Source organism: Priestia sp. FSL P4-0332, from assembly GCF_038005845.1.
Lineage (GTDB): Bacteria > Bacillota > Bacilli > Bacillales > Bacillaceae_H > Priestia.
In genome coordinates this window covers 980,393-995,036 of the sequence record NZ_JBBOUA010000001.1, presented here as the reverse complement: position 1 = coordinate 995,036, position 14,644 = coordinate 980,393, and the positions used below count along the sequence as shown (strand labels likewise).

General features: G+C 36.9%; 18 protein-coding genes and 3 riboswitches. Of the genes, 8 read left to right on the top strand and 10 right to left on the bottom strand.

Translation table 11 applies throughout. The features are described 5' to 3' along the window. Window positions 1–67 precede the first annotated feature (67 nt). From MKY06_RS05110 to MKY06_RS05090, 5 genes are all read left to right on the top strand, one after another. A complete protein-coding gene (locus MKY06_RS05110; protein ID WP_098278281.1) occupies window positions 68–721 on the top strand; it encodes a hypothetical protein in 654 nt (217 codons plus the stop codon). A gap of 84 nt (window positions 722–805) precedes the next feature. Then, entirely contained in the window at window positions 806–1,396 is a 591-nt protein-coding gene (locus tag MKY06_RS05105; RefSeq protein WP_014461312.1) for a TetR/AcrR family transcriptional regulator, read from the top strand. 42 nt (window positions 1,397–1,438) lie between these two features. Further along, window positions 1,439–1,780, top strand: coding sequence for a quaternary ammonium compound efflux SMR transporter SugE (gene sugE / locus MKY06_RS05100; RefSeq protein ID WP_014461313.1), 342 nt, complete (start codon window positions 1,439–1,441; stop codon window positions 1,778–1,780). A 1-nt stretch (window position 1,781) separates the two neighbouring features. After that, complete coding sequence (locus tag MKY06_RS05095) at window positions 1,782–2,096, top strand: DMT family transporter (RefSeq protein ID WP_029324920.1); 315 nt, start codon at window positions 1,782–1,784, stop codon at window positions 2,094–2,096. A gap of 73 nt (window positions 2,097–2,169) precedes the next feature. Further along, window positions 2,170–2,343: a twin-arginine translocase TatA/TatE family subunit gene (locus tag MKY06_RS05090; protein ID WP_013055701.1), complete on the top strand. Its 174-nt coding sequence runs from the start codon at window positions 2,170–2,172 to the stop codon at window positions 2,341–2,343. Between the two features lie 28 nt (window positions 2,344–2,371). On the opposite strand, the gene MKY06_RS05085 is transcribed toward MKY06_RS05090, so the two are convergent. From MKY06_RS05085 to MKY06_RS05045, 9 genes are all read right to left on the bottom strand, one after another. After that, window positions 2,372–3,904, bottom strand: a complete 1,533-nt coding sequence (locus MKY06_RS05085; protein WP_223272329.1) for a diguanylate cyclase domain-containing protein — start codon at window positions 3,902–3,904, stop codon at window positions 2,372–2,374. A gap of 373 nt (window positions 3,905–4,277) precedes the next feature. Further along, window positions 4,278–4,505, bottom strand: coding sequence for a helix-turn-helix domain-containing protein (locus tag MKY06_RS05080; RefSeq protein WP_013055697.1), 228 nt, complete (start codon window positions 4,503–4,505; stop codon window positions 4,278–4,280). 4 nt (window positions 4,506–4,509) lie between these two features. After that, complete coding sequence (locus tag MKY06_RS05075) at window positions 4,510–4,656, bottom strand: YvrJ family protein (RefSeq protein WP_013055696.1); 147 nt, start codon at window positions 4,654–4,656, stop codon at window positions 4,510–4,512. After that, entirely contained in the window at window positions 4,649–5,260 is a 612-nt protein-coding gene (locus MKY06_RS05070; RefSeq protein WP_053486895.1) for a sigma-70 family RNA polymerase sigma factor, read from the bottom strand. The genes MKY06_RS05075 and MKY06_RS05070 overlap by 8 nt, the downstream gene beginning before the upstream one ends. A gap of 198 nt (window positions 5,261–5,458) precedes the next feature. Then, window positions 5,459–5,638, bottom strand: coding sequence for a hypothetical protein (locus MKY06_RS05065; protein ID WP_055989280.1), 180 nt, complete (start codon window positions 5,636–5,638; stop codon window positions 5,459–5,461). A 147-nt stretch (window positions 5,639–5,785) separates the two neighbouring features. Continuing rightward, on the bottom strand, window positions 5,786–6,229 hold the full coding sequence (locus MKY06_RS05060; RefSeq protein WP_013055693.1) for a TlpA family protein disulfide reductase: 444 nt from the start codon (window positions 6,227–6,229) through the stop codon (window positions 5,786–5,788). Between the two features lie 120 nt (window positions 6,230–6,349). Then, entirely contained in the window at window positions 6,350–6,892 is a 543-nt protein-coding gene (locus tag MKY06_RS05055; protein WP_014461319.1) for a peroxiredoxin, read from the bottom strand. Between the two features lie 612 nt (window positions 6,893–7,504). Continuing rightward, window positions 7,505–8,491: a Gfo/Idh/MocA family protein gene (locus MKY06_RS05050; RefSeq protein WP_053486894.1), complete on the bottom strand. Its 987-nt coding sequence runs from the start codon at window positions 8,489–8,491 to the stop codon at window positions 7,505–7,507. Between the two features lie 172 nt (window positions 8,492–8,663). Beyond that, window positions 8,664–9,296 (bottom strand): NAD(P)-dependent oxidoreductase, encoded by a 633-nt coding sequence (locus MKY06_RS05045; RefSeq protein WP_013055690.1) that lies wholly within the window; start codon window positions 9,294–9,296, stop codon window positions 8,664–8,666. A gap of 423 nt (window positions 9,297–9,719) precedes the next feature. On the opposite strand from MKY06_RS05045, the gene MKY06_RS05040 reads away from it, so the two are divergent. Next, complete coding sequence (locus tag MKY06_RS05040) at window positions 9,720–9,917, top strand: cold-shock protein (protein WP_013055689.1); 198 nt, start codon at window positions 9,720–9,722, stop codon at window positions 9,915–9,917. A 47-nt stretch (window positions 9,918–9,964) separates the two neighbouring features. Here MKY06_RS05040 and MKY06_RS05035 read toward each other — a convergent pair whose 3' ends face one another. Next, complete coding sequence (locus tag MKY06_RS05035) at window positions 9,965–11,293, bottom strand: amidohydrolase family protein (RefSeq protein WP_029324916.1); 1,329 nt, start codon at window positions 11,291–11,293, stop codon at window positions 9,965–9,967. A gap of 500 nt (window positions 11,294–11,793) precedes the next feature. Next, a riboswitch (purine riboswitch) is annotated at window positions 11,794–11,895 on the bottom strand. Between the two features lie 211 nt (window positions 11,896–12,106). Beyond that, window positions 12,107–12,208, top strand: a riboswitch (guanidine-I (ykkC/yxkD leader). A 63-nt stretch (window positions 12,209–12,271) separates the two neighbouring features. Here MKY06_RS05035 and MKY06_RS05030 point away from each other — a divergent pair. After that, window positions 12,272–13,621, top strand: a complete 1,350-nt coding sequence (locus MKY06_RS05030) for an APC family permease (RefSeq protein ID WP_057274412.1) — start codon at window positions 12,272–12,274, stop codon at window positions 13,619–13,621. A 124-nt stretch (window positions 13,622–13,745) separates the two neighbouring features. After that, a riboswitch (guanidine-I (ykkC/yxkD leader) is annotated at window positions 13,746–13,850 on the top strand. A 47-nt stretch (window positions 13,851–13,897) separates the two neighbouring features. Continuing rightward, the gene (locus MKY06_RS05025; RefSeq protein WP_098278280.1) at window positions 13,898–14,635 is read left to right on the top strand and encodes an urea amidolyase associated protein UAAP1; all 738 of its coding nucleotides are present in this window, start codon (window positions 13,898–13,900) and stop codon (window positions 14,633–14,635) included. Window positions 14,636–14,644: the final 9 nt, after the last annotated feature.

The window sequence follows — 14,644 nt, the reverse complement described above, 5'->3', positions numbered from 1 at the left end:
ATTTCTCACTTTTTTGGCATATGATGCTATCATAAAAAGAAGAAGTATCATCAAAAGGAGGAAAACAATGGTTGATACAATCCTTTATTTTCTATTTTCTTTTTGCTATATTGTCCTGTTTTTCTTTAGCATATATGTAGTGCGAAAAAACACTTCGCCGTTTTACATGCTTTTTCTTCCTTTAGTAATAGCTGGACTAATTTACGATAATATAATGATTGGGATTGGTTCATTTATCGGTGAAGGCGATACTTTACGTTCACTTAGCATGCTTCGCTTTTGGTTTCACGCTTTATTTACCCCTACTTTAGTGCTCTTTGCGTATGGCGTAGCGAAATATTCGACGATTACATGGGCTAAAAAACCTGTTGCCGGCATTCTTTTTTTGCTAACTACGTTTGCCTTAATTAGCTATGAAACACTCGAGACGATTAGTCAGCGTATGGAAGTTGTACGTGAATATGGCATTGTTCGCTATACATTAGTGGGATCATCCGGTCCACCCCTTATGGTTCTCATTGTGGCGATTATTTTGCTTTTTGTTGGAATTTCCTTATTTCGCAAGACGCGCTGGAGCAGTATGATGATTGGAGTAGCCGTGATGCTTGTAGGAAGTGCCGTGTCAATTCCTATACCAAGCACAGCTGTAACAAATACGTTTGAGCTTATTTTTATCTTCTCTTTATTTTTAACTCAGCGTCATTTAATGAAAATACATTAAAAAGAAGCGATTCCCTTGCTTCTTTTTTTTATATTTGATATCTTTTACCTAACGACCGTTAGTTAGATTGAGGAGGAGCTTTTCTTGAGTGAATTATCAACTGTAGAAAAAATTAGAGCTGCAGCAATGGAGCTCTTTGGAGAAAAAGGCTATACAGAAACATCGCTTGCTGATATCTCATCAAAAGTAGGCATAAAAAAACCTTCCCTGTACGCTCATTTTAAGAACAAAGACGACTTATTTTTACTAACCGTGCATGATTTAATGAATTTATTTTTAACAAAGTTATCTGTTATATACGAACAGCATAAAACAAAGTCTGCTAAAGAACAGCTTCACTGCTTTGTTGTAGATTTCTGCACGATGATTGAAAAAGATTCTTTTGGCCAGATGTACCGTCGTCTTATTTTGTTTCCACCTGAACATTTACAGTCGGAAGTAAAAGCTATTTTCTTAAGAAGCGAACGATTGTCTGATCAAATTCTGCATGCTATTTTTACACAGGGAATGGCTGAAGGCGAAATAATTGAACGTCCGATTGATTTGTATATCAATAGCTTTTATTGTTTAACCGACGGACTGTTCATTCAGCGCTTTTATTATGAACCAGAGTATTATGACCAAAAAATCCACGATGCTTGGACAATATTTTGGGAAGGCATACGTGCTAAATAGGCCCTGTAAAAAGGGCTTATTATTATGTAAGGAGGAATTAAAATGGCTTGGATTTACCTTATTATCGCTGGTTTACTCGAGATTGTATGGGCAATTGGCTTAAAATATTCACACGGATTCACTGAATTAACTCCAACAATTATTACGATCGTCACAATTGTCATCAGCTTTTATTTCTTTTCAAATGCCTTAAAAAAAATTGCTGTCGGAACAGCTTATGCAGTGTTCACTGGTATAGGAGCTGCAGGCACAGCGATACTTGGAATGACCGTTTTAGACGAAGGCGCAAATATTGGAAAGATTTTATTTTTAGGATTAATGATCTTTGGAATCGTTGGTTTAAAGTTAATTTCTACCGAAGAAACAGAAAGAGAGGAATCTTAACATGGCTTGGATTGCATTAATAGCTGCCGGTTTTTGCGAAGTGGGATTTGTGATTTTCTTAAAACTTTCAGATGGATTTAAGCGATTGTTTCCTTCGATTGGATTTATCCTTTTCGGTGCAGGAAGTTTTTATTTTCTCTCCTTAGCATTAAAGCAAATACCTCTTGGAACAGCTTACGGTATATGGACGGGAGTAGGGGCTGCCGGAAGCGTACTTCTTGGCATGTTTTTCTTTCGCGAAGCAAAAGATATGCGTCGAATTTTATTTATTTTTTGTATTGTAGCAGGTGTAATCGGCCTTAAAATCACTGGATAAGGGTGTACTACTTCCCCTCTTTTCATGCTATACTAAACTTGTAAACACTTTCAAAAAATAGGAGACGATGACAATGAACCTTGGGTTTGGAGAAATTGCCTTAATTGTATTTGTCGCTCTATTGCTTTTTGGCCCAAAGAAACTGCCGGAATTAGGCAAAGCTGCCGGAAAAACGTTAAAAGAGTTTAAAAACGCTACAAAAGGAATTATGGAAGAAGACGAAAAAGAAAAAGCTCCTCCTAAATAAGAGGCTTATATCTGTTTTAAAAGCTGACTCAAACGTTTGAGTCAGCTTCTTTGTGGTGAGAATATACTGAAATTCGATTTCGACCCGTACGCTTTGCTTCATATAAAGCCTGATCTGCTTGATGGACAATTGAAATGGGGGGTATGTTTTCGGATGGAACGACTGTCATTATTCCAACACTGATTGTGACACACTTAAACACGTCAGAAGCTTGATGGATAATTCCACGCTGCTCCACTTGCTGTCTAATAGCTTCTGCCATTTTTATCGCTTCATATTGATTAGCTCTAGGAAGCAATATACCAAACTCTTCTCCTCCGTATCTTGCGACAAAAGCCGGTTCATCAAAAACAACGCTTTTAGCAATATTCGCTACTTCTTTTAAGCATTCGTCTCCTTGAATATGGCCATAGGTGTCGTTATACGCTTTAAAATAATCAATATCAAATAAGAGAAAAGAAAGCGGCTCTTTTTCTTTCTGTGCGTATCCCCACTCAATTTCCAGCTGTTTATCAAGAGATCGGCGGTTGTTCAGACCTGTTAAGCCATCTTTCATAGACAGCATTTCAAGCTTTTTATTGGCTTTGCGAAGATCACACTCAGCCTTCTTTTTCTCCGTAATATCTCGATATTCCCAATAGTGACCAATATACACATGACCTTCATAGATTGGAATGTAGTCCCGCGCATAAATTTTACCGTTAATAAACGTAATTTCTTCATCTACTATTGACTCTTTTGAATAAACGGTGCTTTCTACCGTTTTTAAAAACCTAGCAGGATCTTTCAACATAGGAGCGTGAGATAAAAACAGCTGATTACTTTTCAATCCAACGTATTGATTAGGAGGTCCGGGTATATCAAACATGTCACAAAAAGTTTGATTAATAACGGCTACTTCGCGCTCTGGCGTTTCAATCATGGTACCTGTCTTTGCATTTTGAACCATAACCGAAAACATTTTAGACAGCTTTTTATGCTGACTTGTCGTTACTCGAGATACATATATATATCTACCTACCAGATACACCAAACACCCACCTATAAAAGAAGCAGGCAGTAAATAAATGATAATTGTAGCAGCGTGCTTGATATCTTTAAAAAGAAAGGACAATGAGAAGAATACGCAAAGCAAGCTAATAGAATTCATTAATTGAAAACGAATAAATGGACGATAAGGTAAGCGAACCGTCCACCCAGACAGTAAAGCCATTACGATAATTGTAGCAGCGCCTATTATTCCGCTTGCCGTAATTCCAAACAAAAGCAGACGCATTACCCCTATAATACAAGCCGCAATGATAGCCGGTACCATTCCTGCATAAAGACAAACAATTGTCACCGCTAAAAAGCGAAGGTCAAGAATAATAGTAGAATCTATTTTAATTGTATATATCATTAAAATGCTGCCTAATAGGCCGTAAGAACATCCGTAATAAATTAAGCGATACATTTTGTACCGGTTTATTCCTTCTACTCTATAAATGATTTGCTCTCGAACTATACTCGCAGCAAACATGAAAGAAATAATTAACGTGATATTAAAGAGAAGTTGACTCACTTTATTCTTCACCTCTTTCCAAAAGCTAAAACAAAAAACAATAGGCTTCTTAGCTTACATATTATTTACTGCCGCTTTTTTATAAATCGTGCTGTTTGATTTATCGAACAGCACGATTTTTTCCTTCATTAAATAAAACTCTTCTATCCTCTATTCGTTGCCGACAATCCTCTCTATATGAAGAGTGATTATCTTCCTTTTATACAAGAAATTCTACTTGTTAGTATACTACTAAACTCTATTTGCACACATCACTTTTTACCTTTTTTTTAATATTTATCCATTTTCTATTTTTTGGATTTTTCACTGTAAGGTAAGTAGTGAAACTGCAGCAAAAATAAAAAAAGAGCGTCGATACAACGAGCGCTCTTTTTTATTTATGGCGTAAAAATTCCCAAAGTCCTGGCGTTTTGGAAAAATCAAACGTCTTAACAGCGGAAAGAATTTTAATCTTTAAATCTTGCTTTACGTCTTCTCTCTCATGCAGCGAAAAGCTTTGAACAGCTTTATTTAGTTTTGGTTCCAGCTTTTTTAATAAACGCCTTGACGCCTCTTCATCTCCAGCTTTCACTTTATTTACAAGCTCATATAGAGTTTCCATTTCTTCACTTCTTTCTTAAGTCAGTTGTTAATTCTTCCACTTTTTCTTCAAGTCGCTTTATATTGTTTTCTACACGCAGTAATAAATAAAAAGAAAGGACAGCGGGAAATCCTACGTTTCCAACAAGTTGAAGCCACTGAGGATCAAACATATCTATCACTCACCTTCATAATTTTTTTTAACTTGCTTAGCGCACGTTGATAATGATTAGAAACCGCTTGCTGAGAAATAGAAAAATAAGCAGCGATTTCTTTATGAGTCCAGCGTTCGACAATAATCAAGTGCAGCATACACTGCTGCTTGGCCGTTAATTGGCGAAATGCATGATGAAGAATACGATTTTCGAGTTGATTTCCTAAAAATTCATGCTCCCATACAGCCCCGTCCTGTACTCCTAGCATATCTTCCACTGTTCGATTTCCATCTAGCGCAGCCGGCTGCTGCAGGCGAAGAGGAATATAAGAACGCTCTTTTTCTTTGACACGCATAACATCTCTGGAATAATGTCTGCAAAGCTTGTTAATATAATGAAGCAATCTAACTTCGCTATAAAACTGATGAAATTCTTTGTTTAGAAGTATTTGTTCTTTTGTATCATTTTTAACAACCGCTTTTTGTAATCGCTCATAGCGTTCTGGTGTCAAAAATGTATTCATTATATGAGTCTGAAGAGTTGCGCTGTGGTTTGTAAGAAATGTATGAAAGGTACATTCTTTGTCGTGCCGCTTTTCTTGCTGCGAATAGAGCTGAGTCATTGTGCAAATCTCCTCCTTTTTTTCTTATACTTATTAAAAAGGGAGAAAAGAGTAAAATAACAACACCAAAAACGAACATTTGTTCTTATATAAATTTAACTATATTAGGTTTTTTATGTCAATATGATGAAAGGCTTATTAATGATTGAAATGACTCAGTAAAAAATAAAAAAGAGATTGAGACATAACGAAATGAATCTAATTTAAAGACGAACAAATAGGATACATGAGCTGATCCGCTTGTGACACGGCCGTTGATTTCCGTGCAAGACTTCGCTTTCCGCGGGCGGCCGGTGAGCCTCCTCGTCGCATGCGCTCCTGTGGGGTCTCACCTGTTCCGCTTTTCCCGCAGGAGTCTTCGCTTTGCCCTCCAATCAACTGCTATAGGAACGAAACAGATGAAATCTACGTTCAGCATAGCAAAAAAAACGAACCGCTAATCAAACATGTTGATCAGTGGTTCGTTTTTAACTTCGTCTAAAATATTTTTATCCCGGCCCTTTTTATTTCTTCTTCATGTAGAGATTATTCTTCGCCTAAGACGCGGTTAATACGTTTGCGAAGCATCGGCATTCCATTTCCACCCGCTTGGAAATGACGAAGCTGACCTTCTTTATCAAATACATAATATGCTGGTACATATTTATTTTCAAAAGCGTCTGTTAACTTATGCTCACTGTCTACGTAAATTGGCTGAGTAATATCGTGTCCCATGGCCATTGCCTCAATAACACCCATATCTAAGTCATCTTCCGAACGAGGCATATGCACCGCTACAACATTCAATTGATCATCATACTCGTCACGAAGATCATTAACTTCAGGCATTGCTTCTTTACATAAATGGCAGCTTACTGACCAAAAGTGGATAAGCGTTGCTTTATCACCTACTAAGTCTTCCTTTGTTACTTCGTCGTTAATCCAAGATGTTGCTCCAGTTAATTCAGGCATTTGTTCACGTAATTTCATTTTAAAATCCTCCTTATTATTAATAAAAACTGAATATTCTGTCTTTTATAGTTAGAAAACTATCTTTTCTGTTTTAATGGCAGCAGTAGAGGAATTTCTCCTCTACTCCACCGCTATTTATTAAAGTGTTTTTTGACCTGGTTTCCAGTTAGCTGGGCAAAGTCCGCCAGTTTGAAGGGCTTGAAGTACACGTAATGTTTCTTCTACGCTGCGGCCGATGTTGTTATGGTTTACAACTGCGTATTGCAATTCACCTTCTGGATTAATAATAAATAATCCGCGAAGCGCTACGCCTTCTTCTTCAATTAACACGCCGTAATCACGTGCTACTGCATGAGTTGGATCTGCAGCTAATGGATAATTCAAATCTCCAAGTCCATTATCTTTACGATCTGTGTTAATCCAAGCTAAGTGAGTATGAATTGTATCTGTAGAAACGCCTACAACTTCAGCATCTAGATCTTCAAACTCTTCGTAGTGATCTGATAGAGCTGTAATTTCTGTTGGACATACGAATGTAAAGTCCATTGGATAGAAGAACAATACTGTCCATTTACCGTTTTTCATATTTTCTTCTAAACTTACTTTTCCAAATTCCTTATTTGCAAGTACTGCTTCCATTTCGAAGCGTGGTGCTTGTTTTCCTACCATACGTTCTGCCATGTCAAAACCTCTCCTTGTACAATGTATTTCACAAGCTTATGCTTGTATGTATTATTTTTAATGCAATCAATGACAGTTTCTATTTGATAACGATTATTAGTATCATTATAAACTAGTAATGACTATTGATTACATTCTTTATTATACACGAGCTATTATTATAGTCAATACTTTTTTATAATCATTTTAATCTAGGATTAATTATCGAATGTTTTGCACTCTTTTTATTCTTTACTTTGATTAATCCTATGTATGCAGGGATGAATAAAGATAGAAGATACTAAAAAACTTCCCTTGTTTCAACATATTTGCTTTTAAAATGTGCTGCAGCAAGATTTCGAATCTCAATTATGCTCTTTATAACCACAATAAAAGAGAATGAGACATAACTATCTCAAACCAATTTAGAGACGAACAAATTGGAAAATGATCTAGTATGGATGACTGGTTACACCGCTGTTGATTTCCGTGCAACAGCTAGAAGCAACTTCATACATGAAACTTACTTTTACCCTACCCATGAAAAAATCCGAACGAGGTTGATTCTCCATCAAGAATCAACCTCGTTCGGATCTTTCTTCAACTAAACTACTTTTGTCCAGCCTCTGTTATTTATTTCTCATCATTTGGATATACAAGACCGATTTGCTCTCGCACTTTATCCATCACGTGCATTGTTAAATATGAATTCTCATAAGAATTTGTGTCTGATTCCATCTTTCCTTGCTTTAACAGCTCTACGAATTCATTTAGTTCATAGTACATAGCAGGATAAGGCTGATCGACCGTTAACTCTTCTACCCGTCCGTCATTGTATCGAATTTCTACCTTTTCAGCGGTATGTATTTTGTCAATAATCATACTGCCTTTTTCTCCTTGAATTTCACTTGGCAAATGCGAATTTGTAATCTTAGAATACATGATGACCGCGTCGCGATCTTCGTACTCTAACGCAACTGACCCTTCTCCATCTACTCCAGATTCTAGCATAAACGCCGTTGCCTTTATTTTATGAGGCCCTCCAAACAACGTAATCAGAGGATAAAGACAATATACACCTAAATCCATCAGTGAACCATTGGCAAGCTCTGGCTTAAAGGCATTAAGCACGATACCTTCTTTGTATTTATCGTAACGAGAAGAATACTGACAGTAAGATGCAACGTATTTCCGAATTGGCCCAATTTTATGTAAGTTCTCTTGAATCACTTTGAAGTTAGGAAGAAGGGTTGATTTCATCGCTTCCATTAGTAACACCTTGTGATTTTTGGCTGTTTGAATCATGCGGGTTACTTCTGCTGCATTGGCTGCGAGCGGTTTTTCACACAGTACATGCTTGTTATTTTTCAAAAATAAGATAGCTTGTTCCGCATGATAAGCATTTGGAGTAGCAATATACACTGCATCAATTTCAGCACTCGCTGCCATTTCCTCTAAATCAGTAAATATATGAGGAATATCATATTTACCTGCAAATTCTTCTGCTTTTTCAATGGTTCGAGAATAAACAGCTGCAAGCTGAAAGTCGTCTACATACTGAGCTGATTCTAACAGTCGATCTGTTATCCAGTTTGTTCCTATTACGCCAAAACGAATCATCTTTTCATCTCCTTTTTATCATCTATGTTGTATTGTATCGTTTTTAAAAAGAAAAACGAAGAAATAATAAAAATTCTATACCATTTTCCATTGCTTTATATCTATTTTGTTTTATATAAAAAACAGCTCACAACAAATGTAAGCTGTTTTTCAATATGACTCAAACGTAAGCTTATGCTTTCTCACCCACTACAGCAAAACGTTCATTCACATGGTTTTTATTTTCTAACTCATCTATTAAAGCAATCGCATAATCAGCATAGCTAATATAACTTTCATTTTGACTATTTGTGATCACATGATCTTTTCCTAATTGATAGGCTCCCGTGCGAGCACCTTCTGCATCAAAAAAGGCTGCTGGGCTTAAATAAGTCCAATTTACAGTCGACTTTTCAAGTTCTTTTAAACCTTTCCCCATGTTTGAAGCCGTTGGATAATAAGCTGCTGGAAAACCTTCTGTGCTCATTAAAGGCGTTGTTTTTTCTGCATCTACAAATAAACTTCCCGCTCCGCCCACTACTGCGAGTCGCGTTTGAACACCTTGAAATACTTTAATAAGTGATTGTATAGACTCAACGTGGAGCTGTTCGCTTCCAGGAGGTGCATTAAATGCATCTACCACAGCATCGAACTGTTCAATATCTTTTGAAGTAATGGCAAAAATATCTTTTTCCATTACGTTTGTTTGATTTTTTAGTTTAGAAGCATTTCGAACAATGGCTGTTACTTCATGTCCTCTCTGTTTTGCTTCTTCCATAATTAATTGACCTGCTTTTCCTGTTGCTCCAATAACACCAATTTTCATTTTTATTCTCTCCTTTTATTTTCGTTGTAACCATTATAGTTACATAAAACACAAAAAATTTGAGCCTTTTATAGCACTGCTAATTCTTCTCAGCTTGTTGTAACCATTATAGTTACACATTATTCAATTTGTCAACCTCGCTATTCATTTTTTTTACGAGATAAAAGATTTTAGTGATTGCTAAAGATCCACAAAACAATAGCTTATTTGCCATTTCAAAATATATCCATATTTTCAACTTATTTTTATCTCAGAGTACTTTTTTATGAAAAAAGGTTTCTTTTTTATAAAAAAGTGTTATACTAGGTATATTATTTCTTGTTCGGTGTTAACAAATAGAAAGACTTTCTTTAAAGTGATTCTTATTGAAATTGAGCAGAGATAGTAATATATTCGTGGATTTTCCACACAGGAGGTACTACAATGGTACAAGGTAAAGTAAAATGGTTTAATGCAGAAAAAGGTTTTGGATTCATCGAAGTAGAAGGACAAGACGACGTATTCGTACACTTCTCAGCTATCCAAGGCGAAGGTTTCAAATCACTTGAAGAAGGTCAAGAAGTTACATTTGAAATCGAAGATGGAGCTCGTGGACCACAAGCTGCTAACGTTCAAAAGTAATTGATTAAGAAGCTGTCACTAATGTGACAGCTTCTTTTTATGTCTATTTAACCAATTAAAATTTGATTTTCCTGCCAAAGGTTAGTTAAGTTCGTATCAGCGAGCCGCTGATGCGTCTCCTTTACGCTAAGCCAGCGATGCTTGTTGAAAACAAAGCGAGTTTCGGGAAGTTCAGTCCATATTTCCTGTACAGACTGGACATTTAATAGAACAAAGTTTGCTTCGTTTCCTTCTTCCACTCCATACTTTTCTTTTCCAATCAGCCGGGCTGGTATACTTGTAATCATTCGGAGCAACTGCCGCTGATCATCCGGACTTCCCATATGTGCAGCATAGGCAGTTAGTAACCCTACTTGCAGCAAGTCTGCTTTTCCAAACGGATGAAAGGGGTCGTTCACGTTATCAGATGCAGTAGCAATTGGAATCGCTGCTTTTTGTATGTCGCGAATACGCGTTACGCCTCGTCTTACAATTCCTTTATCTTCTCTTCCCTGTAAATATAAATTAGAAGCAGGTAATGTGACAACTCCAATTTTCGCCTGTTTCAAAAGGTTTAAGATTTCTTTCACTTTTGCATCAGTCATTCCTGCAAGCGAGCAAAGATGCCCCACTACCACTTTTCCTTCCATATTCAGTTCAATTGTTCTATGAGCAATATTAATTATTGTATCAACAGACGGATCATCGCTTTCATCCACATGTAAATCAAGAGGTTTATTGTAGGCTTGAGCCAGCGAAAATAGAGCATCAATCTCTTTTTCTGGATTTCTAGCTAAATGAGGACAGCCTCCAATTGCATCAATTTCAAGATCGAATGCTCGTTCAATTTTATTCATCTTATGCATATCATCAATGTCTAGGTTAGAGAATAGCGGAACAACCTGCATGTCCATATATGGGCTTAATTCATCTCTCACTTCGACAGCCGCTTGTAAACTTCGAAATAAACTATCTTCTTCCATGCTGCAGTCAAAATCAATATGCGTTCGAATCGTAGTCGTACCGTTAGCTAATGCCTGCAAAGCAGTTTTAAACATTCGCTGCTTAATTTCTTCTTCTGGAAATGCCGGCAGGCTGCTGCTGTAATTTTTAATGGCTTCTTGAAGAGTTCCAGATATATTGGGCACTTGAGGAAGCGAATGAGCTTTGTCTAAATGCATATGCATATCTACAAATCCTGGTAATAGCACACGACCCTGTGCATCAAGTGACGTTTCTTTTCCTAACACGGCCGCGTGCAGCGGAAAAAACTCGTCACCTTCAAGATAACCGTTTTGTAAAACGATAGAAGTATACATTCCATTTGAAATTTTCACTTCAAAAAGAGCGTGATCGTGCATAATTGGCAAACGAACATTAATTAAGTGAAGCAACATAATTCCCTCCTCAATTTTTCAACTTCTTCATTTTTCATAGACCGCTTTATCTTCTCTATCATTTATTGTTTAAAGCATTAATTCGCCAAATTTCGCAAATCACCTTCTCTTTAGAGACCTTTATTTACAGAGAAAAAAGCAAGAACAAAAAAAGGAGCAGCGTCCCCACGCTGCTCATCAAAGAAAAAATGCTAGAAAATAGATAGAATGTACTTCCCATGGTTAAATGAGGGCTTACAGATAAAGCTTCAGTGAGTGATTTCATGCTTTGCATCGCTATTCTCCCCAGAAAGCAATGCAGATACAAACAAGAAATTTCCATCACTCGCTCATACTGCAAATAGACACATAAGAAAAAGCCCAAACAAAGGCAGGTCTCTCAAATACAATGAGCAAAAACCTACCCGCCTGGGCTTTTATCCCTTCGGTGTCATATCCACTTCAAAAATGAATATGTGAATCGCTTGGACCAAACTTTCTACTAACGTAAAAATGGGAACCTAGATTCACTTTTTACTCATAGTCCTATCATTTACGGTGATAAGGTAGAAACGTCTGAGCCATATTCTCAAACATATATGAGTGAACCGTATTTAGCTTTTTCTTGTCTACAAATATACTATAGGTCTTTCTATAAGTCAACTATAAACGAATAATCTTTTTAATAAAATTATATATAGTTCGCCTTTTACAAAAGTTTACTTTTTAAAAAAGTTTGTTAAACTATCTAACACAGTAGTTGCATCTTCCTATAATCCTGCTTATACTTCGAACTACTTACATTATCTATAAAGGTCTTCACTCTGTTGAAGACAAAAAGCGATCTAGGGTTCCGTTTAACACATGTTAAAGGCTGGTCCGAGAGAGAGCGTACGGAACGTTCCGTATACACGGAAGGATAAAAGCCTGGGAGAATGACATCATTCTCCCAGGCTTTTCTTTTTTACTAGTATAAAATAGAGGAAAGAAGGGATTTATATGAACAACCAACCAGCGTTAAGTAAATCGCTAAAGGTATATCAAATTGTATTTTTGGGTCTTGCCTGGATGACTCCGATGATTTTCTTTACAGTTTACGGAGTAGCCTACGATGCGGCTGGAGGGCAAATGGTCCTTGCTTATTTAATTGCTTTTTTAGCTATCTTTTTTACCGCATATAGCTATAGCCGAATGGTAAAAGCATATCCAATAGCGGGATCTGCTTATACGTATACGAAAAAAGCTATACATCCTCGCCTTGGCTTTTTAGTAGGCTGGGCACTTCTTTTAGACTATATTTTCTCCCCTATTATCGCTATTTTAACATTTGGTATTTTTATGCATACGGAATTTCCTTCTATTCCTGTATACGTATGGGTCATTGTCATGAACATTATCTTAGCTTTAGTCAATATTGTTGGTATTAAATCTGTAGCTCGTATAAGCGGCATCTCTGTTGTAGTTCAGATTCTCTTTATAAGTTTGTTTTGTTTATTTATCATCAAAGATATTGCAACAGGTCAAGCTAGTTCTTCTACTCTTTTTTCACTTCATCCTTTTTTGGCTTCAGATGTACCGTTTACGACTATCTTTTCTGGAGCTGCTCTCATTTGCTTTTGCTTTTTAGGATTTGATGCAGTTACAACAATGGCGGAAGAAACGATTCAACCGGAAAGGACAATTCCAAAAGCCATTTTTCTTATTGTTTGTATTGCAGCTGTTATGTACATCGCTATCTCGTATTTTACGCAGATTGCCTATCCGGGATTCACATTTACTAATCCTGATAATGCTGCCTACACCCTTGTAAAATTAGTGGGCGGAAATCTCTTAAGCAGTTTATTTATTACGGTCTTAATTATCGCAACCTTTACTCAAGGAGTTTCTTCAGTCACAAGCGTTACTCGGTTTTTATATGCTTTAGGCCGTGAATCCGTACTGCCTCAAAAGGTATTTTCATATATTCATCCAACGTTTAAAACGCCCGTGGTGAATATCTTGCTTGTTACCACTTTTTCGTTTTTGGGAATGTTTATTGATTTAAACACAGCCGTTACTTTTGTCAGTTTCGGTGCTTTAACCGCTTTTACATTTGTTAATCTATCAGTCATCGTCCATTTTTATATTAAGTTAAAAAAACGGTCGTTTACTGAAACAATACTTTATTTAATCTTCCCTTTAATCGGAGCGGCATTTATCGGATGGCTGCTCACACTGTTAAACAAAGACACTCTTTTGATTGGTGTCGCCTGGCTTACGATTGGATTTCTCTATTTATTTGTAAAATCTCGACTGTCGGCTCCTTTTGTAAAGAGAGATCATTCAAAAGTGACGGTTCCTGAAAAATAAACTGAAAAATCAGTTTTCGTGTCAGGCATTCTAACAAACTGCTTGTCAACTTATTTTCACACGTACTATACTACGATTAATCGAAAGCCACAAATGGATAAAGGTTCTTACAGCCGTTAAGAACAAAAAAGCTGTCTAGGGTTCCGTTTAACATATGTTAAAGACTGGTCCGAGAGAGAGCGATATAGCGCTACGCTGTATAACACGGAAGGATAAAAGCCTGGGAGACTACTCTCCCAGGCTTTTATCCTTTTTTTATTCTAAGGAGGTTATTTTATGAGTTATATTTGGAAGCAAACCATCCCGGCAGGCGGAAAATGGTCAGGACGAATTGGAAGAGGAAAATCGGTGACGTTTACCGCACAAGAATCCGGTGCAAACGTATCCGTACTATTATACAACGCTTATGATTTAACGGAACGATACAACATGCCTGATACCTTAAAAGCTCAGCATACTGCTCACTTAACAAAAGGACACGTTCTGATGAGTGACAACGGCAGAGCATTTGCAAGCATCACTGCCGACACCACCGGCTGGCATGATACCATTTCAGGCTACACTACGCGCAGCTTAACTCATCAAAAATACGGCGCATCTACTTATCAAGAATCCCGAAACGAATGGAGAAGGAATGGCGAAGAAAATTTTTCAATGGAGCTTCTGCGCAACGGTTTAACAACACGGGATTTAGTCCCTAACCTCAACATATTTTCAAAAGTATACTGCGACGAAGAAGGCAATATGAATTTTGTTTCTTCTCATTGTAAAAAAGGAGATTTTATTACGCTTAGAACAGAAATGGATTTGCTTTTTCTGCTCTCTAATACACCTAACCCTCTAGACCCGAGCGGAACGTATCCTTCTGTTCCGATTGAAATAACCGTAGATGAAGCAGCTCCGCTAAACTCAGATGACTACTGTTTAAATTTTAGACCTGAAAATAAACGAGCGTTTGAAAACACATGGTCTTATGACCTATTGCTTGGAAATAAAACATTATCAACGATTTAAAAATGAAGG